Origin of the sequence: Intestinimonas massiliensis (ex Afouda et al. 2020) (assembly GCF_900626285.1) — a bacterium.
Classification (GTDB): domain Bacteria; phylum Bacillota; class Clostridia; order Oscillospirales; family Oscillospiraceae; genus Flavonifractor; species Flavonifractor massiliensis_A.
This window is the reverse complement of the sequence record NZ_LR131147.1, coordinates 439,022-457,151: the sequence shown is the minus strand read 5'-3', so window position 1 is coordinate 457,151 and position 18,130 is coordinate 439,022. Positions and strand designations below refer to the sequence as shown.

At 52.6% G+C, this 18,130-nt stretch carries 13 protein-coding genes; 11 read left to right on the top strand and 2 right to left on the bottom strand.

Annotated features, from left to right (window positions below):
* Positions 1-96: 96 nt before the first annotated feature.
* The 7 genes from E0E41_RS02415 (at position 97) to E0E41_RS02385 (ending at position 11,028) form a co-directional block, all read left to right on the top strand.
* Complete coding sequence (locus E0E41_RS02415; protein ID WP_087337586.1) at positions 97-1,077, top strand: hypothetical protein; 981 nt, start codon at positions 97-99, stop codon at positions 1,075-1,077.
* Positions 1,074-1,859 carry a class D sortase gene (locus E0E41_RS02410; protein ID WP_130868555.1) on the top strand — a complete coding sequence of 262 codons (786 nt, stop codon included), beginning with the start codon at positions 1,074-1,076 and terminating at the stop codon, positions 1,857-1,859. Before E0E41_RS02415 ends, E0E41_RS02410 begins: the two co-directional genes overlap by 4 nt.
* A gap of 187 nt (positions 1,860-2,046) precedes the next feature.
* Positions 2,047-2,715: a helix-turn-helix domain-containing protein gene (locus E0E41_RS02405; protein ID WP_087337592.1), complete on the top strand. Its 669-nt coding sequence runs from the start codon at positions 2,047-2,049 to the stop codon at positions 2,713-2,715.
* A gap of 77 nt (positions 2,716-2,792) precedes the next feature.
* Positions 2,793-7,994, top strand: coding sequence for a SpaA isopeptide-forming pilin-related protein (locus E0E41_RS02400; protein WP_130868554.1), 5,202 nt, complete (start codon positions 2,793-2,795; stop codon positions 7,992-7,994).
* 45 nt (positions 7,995-8,039) lie between these two features.
* On the top strand, positions 8,040-9,797 hold the full coding sequence (locus E0E41_RS02395; RefSeq protein WP_130868553.1) for a VirD4-like conjugal transfer protein, CD1115 family: 1,758 nt from the start codon (positions 8,040-8,042) through the stop codon (positions 9,795-9,797).
* Between the two features lies 1 nt (position 9,798).
* Positions 9,799-10,119 carry a glutamyl-tRNA amidotransferase gene (locus E0E41_RS02390; RefSeq protein ID WP_224776001.1) on the top strand — a complete coding sequence of 107 codons (321 nt, stop codon included), beginning with the start codon at positions 9,799-9,801 and terminating at the stop codon, positions 10,117-10,119.
* Between the two features lie 69 nt (positions 10,120-10,188).
* Positions 10,189-11,028, top strand: coding sequence for a hypothetical protein (locus E0E41_RS02385; protein WP_130868551.1), 840 nt, complete (start codon positions 10,189-10,191; stop codon positions 11,026-11,028).
* A 51-nt stretch (positions 11,029-11,079) separates the two neighbouring features.
* On the opposite strand, the gene E0E41_RS02380 is transcribed toward E0E41_RS02385, so the two are convergent.
* Positions 11,080-11,412, bottom strand: coding sequence for a hypothetical protein (locus E0E41_RS02380; protein WP_130868550.1), 333 nt, complete (start codon positions 11,410-11,412; stop codon positions 11,080-11,082).
* Positions 11,413-11,519: 107 nt separating this feature from the next.
* Here E0E41_RS02380 and E0E41_RS02375 point away from each other — a divergent pair, with 107 nt between their 5' ends.
* The 3 genes from E0E41_RS02375 to E0E41_RS02365 are packed head-to-tail and all read left to right on the top strand — an operon-like array spanning position 11,520 to position 15,319.
* The gene (locus E0E41_RS02375; RefSeq protein WP_130868549.1) at positions 11,520-11,864 is read left to right on the top strand and encodes a PrgI family protein; all 345 of its coding nucleotides are present in this window, start codon (positions 11,520-11,522) and stop codon (positions 11,862-11,864) included.
* Entirely contained in the window at positions 11,857-14,184 is a 2,328-nt protein-coding gene (locus E0E41_RS02370) for a VirB4-like conjugal transfer ATPase, CD1110 family (RefSeq protein ID WP_130870741.1), read from the top strand. Before E0E41_RS02375 ends, E0E41_RS02370 begins: the two co-directional genes overlap by 8 nt.
* Before the next feature lies 1 nt (position 14,185).
* Positions 14,186-15,319 (top strand): DNA cytosine methyltransferase, encoded by a 1,134-nt coding sequence (locus E0E41_RS02365; protein WP_130868548.1) that lies wholly within the window; start codon positions 14,186-14,188, stop codon positions 15,317-15,319.
* A gap of 59 nt (positions 15,320-15,378) precedes the next feature.
* On the opposite strand, the gene E0E41_RS02360 is transcribed toward E0E41_RS02365, so the two are convergent.
* Positions 15,379-15,756, bottom strand: a complete 378-nt coding sequence (locus E0E41_RS02360) for a hypothetical protein (protein ID WP_087331030.1) — start codon at positions 15,754-15,756, stop codon at positions 15,379-15,381.
* A 700-nt stretch (positions 15,757-16,456) separates the two neighbouring features.
* On the opposite strand from E0E41_RS02360, the gene E0E41_RS02355 reads away from it, so the two are divergent.
* A complete protein-coding gene (locus E0E41_RS02355; RefSeq protein WP_242623659.1) occupies positions 16,457-17,983 on the top strand; it encodes a C40 family peptidase in 1,527 nt (508 codons plus the stop codon).
* Positions 17,984-18,130: the final 147 nt, after the last annotated feature.

Sequence of the window (18,130 nt, the reverse complement as noted above, 5' to 3'; positions counted from 1 at the left end):
TGCTATTCTGGGGGCTGGTGCGCTCCCATCCGTGGAATTGCGTCTCACCGTGAGACGCAATTCCACTACCCAATACAAAACTGGAGGTTTAAGCCAATGAAGAAACGGAAACAGGGCCTCTTTTTATCTGCCATCCTGATCTTGACGCTGGCCGCCTGTCCCACCGCCGCTCTGGCCGCTGAACCGGAAGAAGGCACAGAACCGGCCCAGACGCCGCCGGTGGTGGAAACAGTTCCCCCCGCCCCATCTGCGGTCTATCCGGCGGAAGTCAATGCCTATGAGGAAAACGGAGCCTACTATCTGGAAAAGGTATATTACCTTTCCAGAGAAGATGATCCTTCCACCATTCCAACCGGAGACTTTGACAGGGAAGGGCGGACATATACCCTTCTGGATATTCTGAAAAACGATCAGACGGAGACAGATACAAAGGAGCATATCGAGGTTATCACGCGGGACATGGACACCAAGGATATGGCCGAGATTATCCAACTTCTGGAGCCAGAGCTGGAAATCACCACCGAGGACGGCTATACCGGCGTTCTGGTCCCGGATTATACCAGCATCCAGGTGGAGGCGGCAGGGTACAAGACCAGCAGCCGCACCGTCTCCGCCACCCGTACCTATCCCAATTTATCCAACGCCGATGTATCGCTGATCCCCAAAACGGTGGAGGACGGCGGACGGACATTAACGCTGGCCGACGTGCAGTGGCAGGAGGCGGCAACCGACCAGATGGATGGTTACGACCTGGCAATCCGTTATAATGCTACTGCTACTTATACCGGCACTGCTACCAGCAAATATGCCACCGGCTACACCGTAACCGCCGACTACAAAGGAGAGATCACCCGGACGAACTGTGATACGGTAATCTACACTGCCGTATTTGCGTCTCACGGTGAGACGCAAAATACAGAGCTCACGGAGGCAGGAACCGAGGCAGAATCCAAGGCCAGTTTTGACGCGCGGCTGGTCCTGATCCCGCTGGGTGCTGTGTTCCTGGGCGGGGCCGGATATGGCGGCTGGCGGCTGATGAAATACCTGCGCGACAAGAAACGGGGGTATGTAAAATGAAGAAAACGCTATATTCCATGTGTGCTGCCTTCAGTTTGGCGGCAGTTCTCACTATACCGGCATCCGCGCTGCAATACACAGTCGGAGCGCCGGATGATTACCTGTTTGGACGGCCCACCTCTGATGATACGATCTATGTCACCACGGATGAACCGGCCAACACGGACCGCAGCAAATCCGCGGCGCGTATCCCGCCTGCTTTTGGCAGCCCTACTTCATACACATTGAACGCCGGTGAACTGTTGACGCCCAATCTGGTCAATCAGAACAGCACGACCGGGACGGTGGCTGGTGGCGGCGTAACCGTCATGCCGCCTAATTTCAGTCCCAATACCGGCGGTTCCAGCATCGGGGGCAGCATTTCTACGGGCTACACGGAGGTTACGGACGACCTCTATTATTCCGGCGGTCATTTGGGTACGCTGAAGATCCCTGCTATTGGCCTGACCGTTAAGGTCTACCAGGGAACCGGCAGCAGCACTCTTGCAAAAGGCGCGGGACATTTCTCCGACACCAGCATTTGGGATGGAAATGTTTGCATTGCTGGTCACAACCGGGGTGTCCGGGACGACTTCGGTGACCTGCATACCCTGGAGCCGGGCGATACTGTTACCTGGACTACCAAGCTGGGCATGCGGACTTATGAGGTTGTCAGCGTTGAGAAGGTATTGGAAACGGATACCAGTGATACGGCGGCTACCAGTGACAACCGGATCACCCTTTATACCTGTGTCCGGGATCAGCGTGCCTACCGTTGGATGGTTCAAGCTGTGGAAATTTGAGAGAAAGAATATGTATGAAGCAACTACTTTGCCTGCTCCTGGCCCTGATGCTCACTCTAGGGATGCTGCCCATTGGCACTCTATAAGGTAGACGAAACGTAGAGCCTGTTTTTTGTGAGATACACGATACGTTGATTGAAATTTATTTGGAGGTTGTTATACTTATAAACAACGAGGAGGTGATACGATGGATGCACAGAAATTAGGATTATTTATAGCATCCATTCGGAAAGAAAGGGGGATGACACAGTCAGAGCTTGCTGCAAAACTGTTTGTATCGGATAAAACCATTAGCAAGTGGGAACGAGGAGCTGGATTTCCAGATATTAAAAATATTGAACCGCTTGCAAAGGCACTAGACGTATCCTTGGTCGAATTAATACAGGGAGAACGTAATACAGGCGAGTTCATCAGTACACAGGTGGCTGAAAAGATGATTGCTGATACAATCACAATTCGTACGTCCAGCAATCACATAGAGCAAGTAGTGGGGAGAATTTTCCTGGCAATTATTCTGTGTGCGGCCATATTTGTACTGCTGGTGCTACTGCAATACGGAAGAATTGTATTAATCTCCGTTACTAGCATTTTACTGGGATTGGCAGCGTGGTTCATTCCCGTCAGACTGATAATCTGCAAAAGAGAAGTCCGAGCAGCAGTTTATGTCTGGATTAGCATGGGTTTGGCTGCCATGTCGGTTGGAACACAGTTTTTTGATATCTATTGTAATGTCCAAGCACATGACTGGTCCGCAATAGAGGATACAATCTCTGCACTGTTGCTTGTAGTTGCACTATTTTTGGCAGTGAGCATTATCTTAAATGGCATTATGGTGTGGAAACATCGCAAATACTGATACTATATACAATAAACACTAGAGGGAGTACGCATTCTGTGTACTCCCTCTTTCTGTATCCAAAAGGAGGTTATACCATGACACGGAGACTGCTTGCACTTATGCTGTGCATTGTCACTTTATTAAACATTTGTACCGGCTTGGCCGCTGCATCTGATTCCGTTGAAGCTGCCCTAGGCGAGGTAGACATTTACAACGGCGGATATGAGTTGGGGTATCTATCCATCAACGGTGCAATAAGAAAACAGACTTACACCTATTTTAAGTACCAGGGAAATGACGGAACAATGAGAGAAGTTCCGGCATATTGTGTCAACCCAACGACAACTGGAGTTCCTAAAGTTGTTGAGCCTGGCCAAAGCGTAAAATATCTGGCCGAGGAAAAATCCAGTGATCCCAAGGTGGTGGGCATCATCTCTAACGGCTACCCCCACCGCAGCCTGGGCGAACTGAATTTGGATAACAAGTATCAGGCGTATTATGCCACTAAGATGGCTTTGTGGTGTTATCTGATCTCCAGCTGGAACATCAATAATTTGAAGGTCGCCCCCGGCCTCACCGGAGAGGAGCTGGATAGAGGAAATCGCATCCTGGCCGCCGCCAAGGACATTTATAAGCGCGGCACCACCTACAACTATATGCTCACACCCAAAATGACAGCTACCCCGGACCATTCTGTGGCCTATCCTGTCAGCGTCGAGGGTAAGGACTACTATCAGCAGGTATTTACGGCTTGGAGTGAGACATGGGTCTACGATTACGACATTTCTGTTTCCTTCCAGGACCCCGCCTCCGTTCCAAACGGAACCCGGATCGTCAATATGGACAACAAGGATGTGACTGCTGTTGCGGCAGAATGGACTGGTGATGGGTATGGCGCTCAATTCAAGGTGTTGTACCCTGCGGAATCCATTCAGAACCAAAGCGGCAGCGTCCAGCTCGCACTGTCTGCATCGGTGGCACAATATGCTGCTATGTATGCCGTCTGCCAGGAGAAAGACAAGTATGGTGAACTGCAAAATTATATCTGTGATTTGGACAACAATGTGCAACTGGATGTGGCGGCTATCAGCAATTATTACGACGGCCAGGACCCCGACCCGGACGAGACCGCGCTGAAAATCGTAAAGCTGGAGGAAGGCACAGAAATCCCCCTGGAGGGGGCTGTGTTCTCCGTCTATGACCCCGAGGGCCGCAAGGTTGGTTCTTTCTCCACTGGGCCGGACGGGACCGTGGTGATCCCCCTGACTCTTGAGGGCCACTATACGGTGACAGAGGAGATTCCGCCCCGGTATCATCTTCTCCCGGACGAGCGTACCCAGCACGCGGATGTGGAGTACAACAAAGTAGCGACCCTGACCTTCTGGAACGCACCCTATGGCTCCTTGCGCGTGGAAAAAAAGAGTAATACCGGCGATTTGCTTTCCGGTGTAACCATCCAGATCAAGCACCTGGAGAGCGGCCAGACCCGGAGCGGACAAACCACCACCGGAGGGTCCATCACCTTCGACCAGCTGGAGCCGGGCGCATGGGAAGTGCGTGAGCTGGCAGGAATCGAGGGCTGGAAGGCTGTGACCGATACCGTTCAGACGGTCAATGTGGTATCGGGCGAGGAATCTACCGCGACTATCATCAATGAAGAACTCCCAGGCTTGCGGATCATCAAGTATGACCGAAAAACGATGGAACTTATGCCGGATGTGGCCTTTGAGATCTTCCGGGATAATGTTTCCCTGGGCATCTTCCGTACCAATGAACAGGGCGAAATTCTCCTGGTGAACCAGCCCGAGGGCAGCTATCGGATCGAGGAACGAAACCCTGGAGACGATGAACACATTGTAGACACCACCCCCCAATATGTGGAGCTGACCACGGGTATGGGCATTGTGGAACGGGTATTTTACAATGATCGCCTGCCCGGTATCCATCTTATCAAGGTAGACAGTGCGAACCTCAGCAAACCGATTGCCAATGTCAAATTCCGCATTGAGGCGGTGGACGGCTCCTGGGGACCGGAGGAGTATACGACTTCGGAGGATGGGACCATCGACCTCTCCAAACTCCCCGTGGGCGCTTATGTGGTGACTGAATTGGAGTGCCCAGGTTTTGTGATCGATGAACCCCAGCGGATCATCCATCTGGACGGAAATGAGACGGCCCAGTTCGTCTTTACCAACAGCAAACTGCCTTCTCTCCATCTCACGAAAATCAGTTCGGATGGCTCCGCCCTGGCTGGAGTGACATACAGCCTGACCCGGATTGGAGATGGCAGCCGATACATGGATCAGACCACTTCCAGCACAGGCACCATCATTTGGGAGGGCTTGCAGCCCGGAGTATATTCCCTGAAGGAAACCGATACAGTATCGGACCATATTCTGGACCCCAAGGAATATCATGTGGAATTGTTCCCCGGTAAGGACAGCACCATTGTTTTGGAAAACAACAGACGCCCAAATCTTACCATTTGGAAACGAGACGCAGACAGCGGCGCCCCCGTGGAGGGTGCGATTTTTCTGGTGAAAGGTGCAGACGGGCATAGTGTGGCGGAGGTGACCACCGGTCCGGACGGTTCTGCTAAGGTCCCCAATCTCCTGCCCATGGTCTATGAGGTAATCGAGAAGTCCGTTCCGTCACCTTATCTGCTGGACGCAGACCCCCAGCTTGTGACCCTCTACCCCAACCGGGACCGGGATGTATATTTTGAAAACCACAAGGCCCCGACTATCGAAATCATCAAGGAAAATTCCATCACCCATGAACGACTGGCAAATGTGCGCTTTCAGGTGTGGTATGCCAGCAACGATACGGAGACCGGCGAATACAACGACCTGGGCGTATTCACCACGGACGAGAACGGGCGCATTGAGCTGACCGGCCCGGCCAACGGCCTGCGCGACGGCTGGTTCCGGGTGAAAGAGCTGGAGCCGCCCACAGGGTTCTCTATCAAGGACAGCGATACCCAGGAGGCTTTCATCCCTGCCGGAAAGGGGCATACCTTCTTGTTTGAGAACACCCCCTTGTCCGCCCTGATCGTTTACAAGCAGGACAGCGTAAGTGGGGAAGGCTTGAGCGGCTGCCGTTTTCAGTTGAGCTATTTAGGCGGTGAGACCAGCGGCAGCGGCGGCACCGTGATCGGCACTTACACCACCTCGGCAAACGGGTCCTTCACCGTTACCGGGCTCAAGGCTGGTTATTACATCTGCGAGGAGCTGGAGAGCGACAGCGGCCATGTAATCGACGCCGCGCCCCAGTCCTTCTACATTTCCGGGAAAGACCAGGATATCGTGACTCTCTACTTTTCTAACGCCCCCAAGGGAGCTGTTCTGGTCAAGAAGGTATCGGCGGCAGATAACACGCCGCTCTCCGATGTGGAGTTCCTGGTGACAAAATCGGACGGCTCTGTGGTGGGCGACGCCAACGGCAAGTTCGTGACAGACAGCACCGGCACTTTCCTGGTGGAAGGGGTAGAACCTGGGACCACGCTGGTCATCAAGGAAACCCGAGCCAAGCCGGGCTATCTGCTGGACGATACGCCCCAAACCGTCCAGGTCAAGGAAGGCCAGACCGTCACAGTGGAGTTCCGCAATCAACCCCTGGGAAATCTTATCATCCATAAACTGTCCAGTAAGGACAAGACCCCGCTGGAGGGGGTGCAGTTTAAGATCACCTATGCGGACGGTTCCTACCTGCCGGACGAGGGCGGCAAGCTGTCCTCCAATGGACTGTACTGGACCAATTCGGAGGGGCAGATCATCCTCTCCGGCATCACCGGCACAGTGGTAGTAACTGAAGTGGAAAGCATCCCTGGATACACCATCGACCCCAACACCCAGAGCCAGACGGTGGTGGTCAACCCGGACGATACCCAGCAGCTCTATTTCTACAATGCGCCGGTGGGCGGTGTGGAGTTTACCAAAGTCAATGAGGCAGATAAAACAGAAACCATCTCCGGCGTCACCTTTGAAATCCGCCGCGTCAGCGACGACGCTCTGGTGGATACCGTGACCACCGGGAAGGATGGAAAAGTGTTTCTGCCCCTGGAGGCTGACAACTACTATGCCGTGGAGACCGATTGCCCGGATACCTTCAAATTGGACCCCACACCCATCTACTTCACCGTAAAGGATGGGGAGACCACCCGCAAGACCGTGACCAATAAGGCGTTTTCGGGTATTCTATTACACAAAATCGACGCCGCCACCCGAAAGGGAATCTATGGTGTGACCTTCCTCCTCTACGACGGCAATATGAATCCCGTGGATCAGTTCACCACCGACCAGAACGGATACGCCTACATTGACACCCTGGAGCTGTCCGGCAAGGTGTATCTGCGGGAGTTGGAGAACGAGGGCTATATCGTAGACGAACAGCTGAAAACCGTCTATATCAAACCGGGCGAGACCACGGAAATCACCTGGGAAAATCGTGCCATTACGGGACAGATTCAGATTATCAAAAAGTCTGCCGATGATAACCCCATCAACGGTCTGCCCGCTGGAACGCTGCTGGAGGGGGCTGTATTTGAGATTTACGACAAGGCCGGAAATGTTGTTGACACCATCAAGAGCGACAGTCGGGGACGGGCGGTATCCAAGCAGCTCCCGCTGTCCCGCTATACCATCCGTGAAGTGGCGTCCCCGGACTATTATGCCATCAATCCCACGGTGATGACTGCCTATCTGGAATATGAGGGACAGATCGTCACCTTTGAGGTGGAAGATGAAAGCGTGGCTACCGGTGTCAATATCAAAAAGACCGGCCCGGTCCAGGTGGTGCCCGGTCAGCCGATTCAGTATAGCATTAGCGGAATTGGGAATACCTCCACTGTGCAGCTCCAGTCTTTCTATTGGAGAGACACGCTGCCCGGTCAGGTCACTTTGACCCGGATTGTTACCGGCACCTATAACCAGCAGCTCTCTTACAAGATCGTCTACAAAACCAACCTTTCCGGCGATACCTACCGCACATTGGCTGATAACCTCTCTACGACGAAGAACTATGTACTGGACGCATCGCCCACGGCGCTGGGCCTTGCCGCCAATGAAAAGGTGACGGAATTTATGGTGGTGTTTGGCGTGGTCAAGGCTGGTTTTGCCCAGGTGGAGACACCCTACATCAATGGAACCGTCTCCAAGGGTCTTGCCAATGGTTCCAGCTTTGTGAATGTGGCTGATATTGGAGGACTCTATAACGGTCAGTGGATCATGGGCGTGTCCAGATGGGTGACCAGCGTATATGCGAAAACCACTGTGACCCTGCCGAGAACCGGATATTAAATCTCACCGTGAGACGCATTTCTGTATCTGACGGGAGAGAAATCCATGAAACAACAGACACATAACAGCGGTGTCCTTCCCTGGATACTGCTGGCTGTCCCCGTCCTCTGGCTATCGGCCATCCTGGCCTATGGCTATGAGGACGGCATGACAGTATTTGACCTGATGGGGCGTTTCAGCACTTTGCTGGAACGCCCCTTTGCCATTCACTGGACGCCGCACACCCCCAAATTTATGCTGGGCGGGCTGGTGATCTATGCCTTTGCCCTTGTTCTCTATCGCTCAACACGCCAGAACCGAAGGCCGGGAGAGGAACATGGCTCCGCCCATTGGGGCGACGCCAGGCAGCTTGACCGGAAATACCGGGACAAAAAGGAGGAGAATAATGTCATCCTCACCCAGCATATCCGCATGAGCCTGAACAGCCGGAAACATCAACGGAACCTACTGCAAATCGTTGTGGGCGGTTCAGGATCAGGCAAGACGCGCTATGTGGTAAAGCCCAATATCTATCTCGCCAACACCTCCTATATTTGCACGGACCCGAAGGGGGAGCTGGCCCGGAGCACCATTCCGTTGTTGTTGCGGAAAGGGTACACCATCCGCGTATTTGACCTGGTGGACCCGGATCGCTCCGACTGCTATAACCCATTCCGCTATATCCGAAGTGATGCTGATGTACTGAAACTCATAGCGAACTTTATCCGCAATACCACCCCCAAAAACGCCCATGCCAATGATCCGTTTTGGGAGAAATCCGAGACAGCTTTAGACTGTGCCCTTATGCTGTATCTTCTGCATGAGGCACCTCCAGAGGAGCAAACCATGGAAATGATGCTCACCATGCTGGAATACGGTACGGCGAAAGAGGGCGACGGCGATTATCAATCCCCGTTGGATCTTCTGTTTGAGGCGCTGGAGGAGGAAAACCCAAACCATATCGCCCTGCGGCAATATAAGGTGTTTAAGCAGGCTCCCAGTGAGACGGCTATGAGCATTTTGATTACCGCTGCCGTGCGGCTGGCTCCGTTCTCCTTGCCGGAGGTGCAGCGGATCACCAGCACGGACACGATGGAGCTGGAAAAACTGGGGGAACGCAAGCAGGCTATCTTCTGCGTCATTCCTGACAGCAACGATGTGTCTCTCAACTTTTTGGTTGGTATGCTTTACACCCAGGCATTTCAAGAGCTTTACTTTCAGGCGGACAAGGTGCATGGGGGCAGCCTGCCTATTCCGGTCCGGCTCATGTTTGATGAATTTGCAAATGTGGCACTCCCTGACGGCTATGCCCGTTTACAAGCTACCATGAGGTCCAGAAATGTGATGGCCACCATTATCCTGCAAAATATCAGTCAACTTAAAGAGCTGTTCAAAGACTCCTGGGAGGGGATCATCGGCAATGCTGACGCTTTTGTGTACCTGGGAGGCAACGAGCAAAGCACCCACAAGTATGTGTCGGAGCTGCTGGGCAAGGAGACCATTGAGACCAGAACTTCAAGCCAGAGCCGGGGGCGCAACGGCTCCTATTCCCAAAACTTTCAACAGGCAGGGCGGGAACTCTTGACCCCGGACGAGGTGCGTATGCTGGACAACCGCTATGCCCTGGTGCTCCTGCGGGGCGAGGCTCCGGTTATTGATGAAAAATATGACCTTATGCGACACCCCAATATCAAGCTCACCGCAGACGGCGGGGCCGCGCCATATATCCATAGTCCCCGCTGCCTGTATGCCGAGGAGGATCTGGACTTTATCTTTACATCTTTGGACGACATTGAAATCATTGATGAAATGGAGGAATCTTAACATGAACAAACGATCCCTGACGAAGAAAAATGGACGCCGCATCCAGTGCATTTGGGCGGTTTTGGTACTGACCATTTCTCTCCTGACAGTCCCCGCTATGGCCGCAAGCGATCCGCTCAGTATCGTCAACAATCTTTCCGACTTTATCTTCTCCATCATTCGTGCCCTGGGCATCATCATCCTGGGCTGGGGCGTGGTACAGGTTGGCATGAGCATCCAGAGCCACGACGCCTCCCAGCGCACCCAGGGGTTCCTGTGTCTGTTTGGCGGGCTGCTGATTGCCTTTGCCAAGGAAATCCTGACCACCATCGGCGTGGCATGAGCCATGCAAAAGAAAATGGGGAATTGTGTCTCACCGTGAGACGCAATTCCCCCAAGGAGGTGCAGCTTTATCAGCGATAACTGGGTCGTTAATATTTTGGAGGACGCGCTTTCCGGGTGGAACGACAAACTGGCCGAGATATGGACCCTTCTGACCCAGACGCCGGAGACCTTCAAGGGCGGCGATATATGGAACGCCATCCTCGGCATCCATAACGCCCTGGTGGGGGTTGGATATGGTCTGCTGGTCCTGTTTTTTGCCATTGGAATTTTCCAGAGTGCGGCCAGTTTCCGGGACTTTCAGCGCCCGGAATTTGCCTTGCGTCACTTTATAAGATTTATTTTGGCAAAGCTGGCGGTGGGGAGCTGCATGGAACTGATGACGGCCATATTTGCCATCTGTGGAGGTGTTGTCAATACCGTTATGGGCAGTGTGGGCGGCTCTATTTCTACGGCGGCTACGCTGCCCACGGAGATCGTGACTGCGGTGGAAAGCCTGGGCCTTCTGGAGAGTATCCCTCTATGGCTGGTATCTCTATTATCCAGCCTTTTTATCACCATCATGTCCTTTATCCTGCTGCTAACTGTCTATGGACGATTTTTCCGGCTCTATCTCTACACCGCCCTGGCCCCCCTTCCATTGGCGTCTTTTGCCGGGGAGGGAACCGCTGCCAGCGGAAAAGCATTTTTGAAAAGTTATATCGGTGTGTGTATGGAGGGCGCAGTAGTGGTTCTGGCCTGCCTGATCTATTCGGCGTTCCTGTCCAGCTCCACACCAGCGGCAGACGCATCCCTTTCCGCTGTGAGTATGGTATGGCAATATGTAGGACAGCTCATTTTCAATATGCTTATCCTCACCGGACTTGTCAAAGGCGCGGATCGGATTGTAAAGGAAATGCTGGGTCTATAACATAAAAAAGCGGGACAGGAAACACCTGTCCCGCTTATGACATATACGCGATTATTCCGTTTTACTTTTTTCCCCTGGGAATGGCCAATAATGGGTGGAAGGATCGGATAATATCTGTATTTCCCAAAACCGCTGTTCCTGCTTCCTGCGGTAAATGCGGTGCCCCCATGCCAGGACCGTAAACAGAATACATCCCACAAAGAGGCTCAGGCACAGGATTCTGTGGTCTGCTGCCCATACAGGGAAAAAGAGCTTTGTAGTAACAAGATATACCGCCAAGGGCAAGAGACGAAGCCACCATAGCAGTTTACAGGCCAACGGGAGTGACACAAGAATAAGCAGCACAATAAACAACTGCTTCCCGGCAGTTATGAAAACTTCCATGACAGAGCCTCCTCACATCGTTGGATTTTATCGCTCATTTTCTATCTATATTATACTGTTTTTAATTAATATAGTCAACTTTTTGCAGGAATACGAGGTGATATGTTATCGAAATCAAAATTCCGAAGGAGGTGCGCAAGCACCAGGAGACGATCTTTTTTGGATTGTCCGCACGGCAGTTTTTCTGTTCGGTGGTGGCTGTGGGATTATCTGTGTGTGTCTATCTGTGCCTTAACTCCAAAATTGGAAAAGAGACGGCGGGCTGGTTCTGTATCCTTGCCGCCGCGCCGGTGGCTGTGGCCGGTTTTTTCCATTTCAATGGCATGACCCTGGAACAATTCCTATGGGCTGTCATCAAGTCTCAAATTCTTTGTGCCAAGCCCCGGCGCTTTGTATCAGAAAACTTCTACTATGTCTGCCTGGGGAGAAAGGAGCGTGACGACTTTGATTAAATCCCTGCTGGCTGCCAACAAGAGTGAGAAAGACCGTTTTGTAATTCCCCGCAGCGTCCAGCAATCCATTCCCATTCGGTGCGTCTATTCGGATGGAATTTGGCATACTGGCCGGAAACATAGCCGTACCTGGCGCTTTGCGGATATTAACTATGCTGCCGCGTCAGAGGAGGAGCGCCGGTCCATTTTCCTCTCCTACTGCGCGGTGCTCAACTCCCTGCCTACTGACGCCGCCGCAAAAATCACCATCATCAATCGCCGGATCAATCCTGTGGACTTCCAGCGGCAAATCCTGATGAAAGAGCGCGGGGACGAACTGGACCGCTATCGTCGGGAATCCAATCAAATCCTGACCAGACGGGCCGCCGAAAGCAACAATCTGGTTCAGGAGAAATACATCACCCTTTCCATTCCGCAGCGGAAAATCGAGGAGACCCGAACCTATTTCCGGCGGGTGGACGCCAATCTGTCCAAGGGCTTTGGACGGCTGGACTCCGGGGCCAAGCCTCTTACCACCCACGACAGGCTCCGTATCCTCCATGACTTTTTCCGTCCCGGAGAGGAGCAATATTTTACCTTTGACCAGACAGCGGCCATCCGCCGTGGGCTCGACTTCCGGGACCTCATTTGTCCGGATGGACTTGCCTTCAAGGCCGGACACTTTGAGATGGGTGACAAGGTGGGCCGGGTGTTGTTTCTGAAGGACTATGCCAGTTACATCAAAGACGAGATGATTGCCGACCTGTCCGACTTCCCGCGAAACCTCATGCTCTCTATTGATATTTTGCCCATTCCCACCGATGAGGCTGTGCGGGAGGTACAGAGCCGTATCCTGGGCATTGAGACGGATATTACACGCTGGCAGCAGCGGCAGAACGACAAGAACAACTTTACCGCATCCATTCCCTATGAGCTGGAACAGCTCCGGGGAGAGACCAAGGAATTTCTCTCCGACCTCACGGAGCGAGATCAACGGATGATTTTCGCTGTGGTTACACTGGTCCATATTGCGGACAGCCTGGAGCAGCTTGACGCGGACACCGAGGCACTGCTTTCTATTGGGAGGGAGCACCTTTGCCAATTTTCCACCCTGCGCTATCAACAAGAGGACGGGTTGAACACAGTGCTGCCCTACGGCTTGCGCCGGGTAAAGGCCCTGCGCACGCTGACCACCGAGAGCGCCGCCGTACTCATGCCCTTCCGGGTCCAGGAGATCCAGGACCCCGGCGGCCTGCCTTACGGTGTCAACGCCATTTCCAAGAACCTGCTGATATGTGAACGCAAGCGGCTCATTTCTCCCCATGCCTTTTACCTGGGCGTTTCCGGCTCCGGCAAATCGGTGGCTATGAAGTCTACGATTGAAAATGTGGCCCTGGCTACCAATGATGATATTATCATCATCGACGCCGAGCGCGAGTATGGCCCCATCACCCGGTCCCTGGGCGGCACAGTGGTGGAAATCTCCCCGAGCAGCCCCCATCACATCAACCCCATGGAGGTGGCGGATGGATACGGCGATGGAGAAAACCCCATTGCCATGAAATCGGAGCTTATCACCAGTATTCTGGAGCAGCAGATGGGTGTGGGACGGGTCAACGGCAGCCATAAATCCATCATTGACCGCTGTACCGCCAATGTCTATCAGAACTATTTCCATAGCCGGGGCAAGGCCCCTATGCCGCTCTTGACCGACTGGCGCAACGAGGTATTGAAACAGGTGGACCCGGAGGCCCGCGAAATCGCCCTGGCCGCCGAGCTTATTACCGAGGGCAGCTTGAATGTCTTTGCCCATCCCGGAAATGTTGATATGAATAGCCGGATCATCACACTGGACCTCTATGAAATGGGAGAACAGCTCCGTCCTACCGCCCTGGTGGTTACGCTAGAGGCCATCCAGAACCGTGTCATGGAAAACCGAAAACGCGGCAAGTACACCTGGGTGTTCCTGGACGAAGTGTATCTGTATTTCAAGTACCATTATTCCGGCGAGTTTCTGTACCGCGCCTGGAAACGGTTCAGAAAGTACGCAGGCATTATGACGGCGGCGACCCAGAATGTGGAGGAGTGCTTAAAGTCCGAAACGGCCCGGCTCATGCTGGCAAACTCTGAATTTCTCCTGCTGTTCAATCAGGCGGCCACCGACCGGGCGGAGCTGGGCAAGCTCCTTCATATCTCCGATACACAGATGGGCTACATCACCAATGCGGAGCCCGGACACGGCCTTTTGAAGATGGGCGGCTCCCTGGTCCCATTCAACAACTCCATTCCCAAGGATACCGAGCTCTATCGGCTCATGTCCACCACACCGGGAGAAAACTGATATGGCGCTGGAAATCACGTCTCACCGTGAGACGCAAAACGAGCCGCCGCTGACCCTGGGCAGTTTGTTTGACGGGATTGGAGTATTTCCACTGGCGGCCAGCCGTCACGGGATCGTGCCGCTCTGGGCCAGCGAAATTGAAAAAGCCCCCATCTCCATCACCCGGCGGCATTTCCCGGAGATGGAGCACTTGGGGGATATAACAAAGATGGACGGCGGACAGATTCCCGCCGTCCACATTCTTACCTTTGGTTCTCCGTGCCAAAACTTGTCTCAAATCGGAGACCGTTCCGGTTTGGCTGGAGCCAAATCAAGTCTGTTTCATCATGCAATCCGAATTATCAAAGAAATGAGGTGTGCCACTGGAGGTCAATTTCCAATTATCGCTCTTTGGGAAAACGTCATGGGAGCTCTTTCATCAAATGACCGGCTGGATTTTCTGGCCGTGCTCCGATCCTTCCAAGACGCCACGTTTTCAGTTCCTCCCTCTGGTCGATGGGCAAATGCCGGAATGGTGCGAGGGAGATGTCCCGATCTGGCCTGGCGGCTTATGGACGCCCAATATTGGGCAAGCCCCCGCCTGGCACGACGGCAACGTATCTTTCTCGTGGCAGATTTTGGAGGGCAGCGTGCTCACGAAATACTGTTTAAGCCCCGCCCAATGTTCCTACTTTCTGAAACTGGCCCAGCGGGCGGGTTGTCCGCCTCCGCCGGAAATCGAGGCCCTTTTCTTGAAACAGGGGGGCGCGTACCCATCCTCCGACCCTTTCAACTGTTCCGTATGCGGGGGGCATCCAAAAAGCAGGAACACGTCCAATTCCGAGACAGCTTTGGGTTTCCAACTGACCCTTTTCCCACTGTTTTAGCTGGGGTGGTCACGCCCTTTGCCTTCTGGTTTGAGGATGATCCTTTTGGGGGGTGCATCCGTTTCCCTACGGAACGGGAGACCGAGCGCATGATGGGATTGCCGGAGGGTTGGACGGAGTACGGCGCAGACGGCAAGCCCATCAGCTCCACTCAACGGTATCGTGCCCTAGGCAACTCTATTGCGCTACCCTGTGCCGATTATCTCATGGCGGGTATTGCGGAGGTGCTGGACAAAGATAAAGCCAGATATCATCGTGAGACGAAATAAAGGACTAAAAGAACCTCGTCCTGTTGACTGCGAGTTAATATGGAATAATATGTACTTATTTATAATTTATCGAGTTTTCTCCATTCGATAAATAAATAAATACACAAAACGGCAAAAGCGACTATGATAATGAAGTATAGAATTGGCGTTACAAACAGCCAAGTCATAACTCCAATCTGTGCAATAATATCAGTACATGGTTCTGCCTCTATCCACATGGAATACTGCCAAGCATAACCACAAATAAGCAAATGAAGTAAAAAAACAATGGTTGAATTCACAAATAGACGAACTGGACAACCAGTTTTTGTTTGTCGTTTCCCAAACACCATAAGCATACAGATGCAGTTATAGAGCATTAAAACAAATGTAAAAAAGAGAAAATAATCCATAAACTGAACTGGGTGACCAAATGAATTTATCATCTCGAATTTCATTAAATATAATCCTTTCTATACAGTAGATTAGGTTTTGAATGATTAACTATTAGGTTACAAATTATAACATATCCAGTTAAATGATGCAAAGGATAATACAAAAGCATTTAATACTTGACCAGAATTGTAGGCGATAGGGCAAGATAAACTAACAGGAAAAGAGTGACTTCCACAATCACTCTTTTCTTTATTCAAAGGGAGCAACCAACCATAACAAAAATGAAAAATATCCGAGATATCGTCTAGCAACATTGAATAGTCCAAAAGAAAGGGGTGGATCATGCCTAAGTTAAAAGAACGTAGTTCTGATAATAAAATCAAGCGCACTGGCAAAGAGTGGAAACCAAAAGGCCCCCTGCGGCAAATAACCGCCAAATTTCGCCGTAGGCTGGTGGAGCGTCAACGGGACAATAGCAGCACCGCAACACCTGACACCCAGGCGGCTGAACAGAGTGTTCAGGCGGGGATGGACGCTGTGGAAGAAGTGGGATACCGAGCCGAAAAGGCAGTTGATCGACTGCTGTACCCGGCGCACCGTCCCAAGGTCCGGAAGGAACAAATCAAAGAAAGCGGCCGCCATCCCAAGGAGAGAACAGATATGGTCCCATCTGCCAATGATACATTGAGAGATGGGAAAACCATTCATCCCAATACCCCGGACAGCTTACACAATGGATCACAGCTTACCCCGGAGACCCAGATGAAACAACAGACCATGGAGAAGTTGGAACGCTCCGTCAGAACCGATCATCCAAAGAACGGCCAATTCCGGGAAGTCCCTCATTATGGCGGTACTCCCCAAAATACATACACTACAAAAAAGGAACGCTCTCCCGGAAATCAATCCATCAATCCATCCATCAAGGAGCGCCCCCGGCGCTCCTCCGGGCCAAAAGAAAAGCCGCCCGGTGGGGCGTTTACACCCAAGACACGAAAAGCTATGGACAAATCCGCCCAGGTATCAACGAATGCGGTCAAAACAACTGCCCGAAAGACCGCAGGGACGCCCGCAGCCAAGCAAGTAATGGAGCGTGCTCGCCGGAAGGCACAGACCGCCGCCCAGCGGAGTATGCTGCAAAAATCCAAGCAGACGGCTAAGGCTGCCGCGGAACTTTCCAGAAAGGCCGCTGTTGCAGTGACAAAAGCGGTGGCAGCACTTGTCAGTGCGTTGGTATCTTTGGTAGGCGGCGTGGTTTTGGTAGCGGCGCTGGCAGTCATGGCCTTGATTGCGGCACTTCTGGCCTCTCCGTTTGGGATCTTCTTTTCCAATGAGCCATCCAGAGACGCCATTCCATTAAATGCAGGGATTGCGCAAATCAATGTTGAACTTGCGGACGAGCTGGAAACACTGCAAACGGGAGACTATGACAGCATTGACATACAGGGACAACCCCCGGCCTGGAAAGAGGTGGTGGCTGTCTTTGCTGTCAAAACCGCCGGAGGGGACGATGGTGTGGATGTAGCCGCGCTGACCCCAGATCGGATAGAGCGCCTGCGTGCTGTCTTTTGGGATATGTGTCAAATCACCACAGAGACGGAGACGGTGGAAGGGGAGAACTCCACAGAAACGATCCTTCATATCACCATTACTCCCAAAACCGCCGATGATATGCGGACAGTCTATTCCTTCTCGGAGTTCCAAAACAAAACCTTGACCGAACTGCTGGAGGAGCTGGACGCACTGGATGGACTGCTGGGGGATCTTGCTATCACCCAGGCAGACGCAGTGGAACTTCTGCAAAATCTCCCGGAGGATCTTTCCCCGGAGCGCCGTGCGGTGGTGGAGACCGCCTGCAAGCTGGTGGGCAAGGTCAACTACTTTTGGGGAGGAAAATCCCTGGTTCTCGGCTGGGACTCCCGCTGGGGGCAGCTCTCCAAGGTGTGGGCGGACGGCAACTCCACCACCGGCACCTATCGGCCCTATGGGCTGGACTGTTCCGGCTTTGTGGACTGGACTTTCTATAATGTCAGCAACGGCGAATATGTTATCGGCCATGGCGGTGGTGCTCGTATGCAGCACACCTACTGTACCTCTATCTCCTGGGAGGAGGCCCAGCCCGGCGATCTGGTATTCTATCCAGAAGATACTCATGTCGGTATTGTGGGCGGCAGGGACGAAAACGGCAATCTGCTGATTGTCCACTGCGCAAGCGGAGCCAACAATGTGGTTATCACCGGCCTGGAGGGCTTTACCTCCATTGGGCGCCCCTTGTATTACGGGGAATAAAATAAATCTCACGGTGAGACGCAATTCCTGTCGGAATGAGGTCTCACCGTGAGTTTTTTTAATCTTCATATAATTTGAATACCGGAATTCCAGCACTTTCACAATCTTAAACATAGTTTCCATGGATGCGCCGAAAGCCTGTGTGGG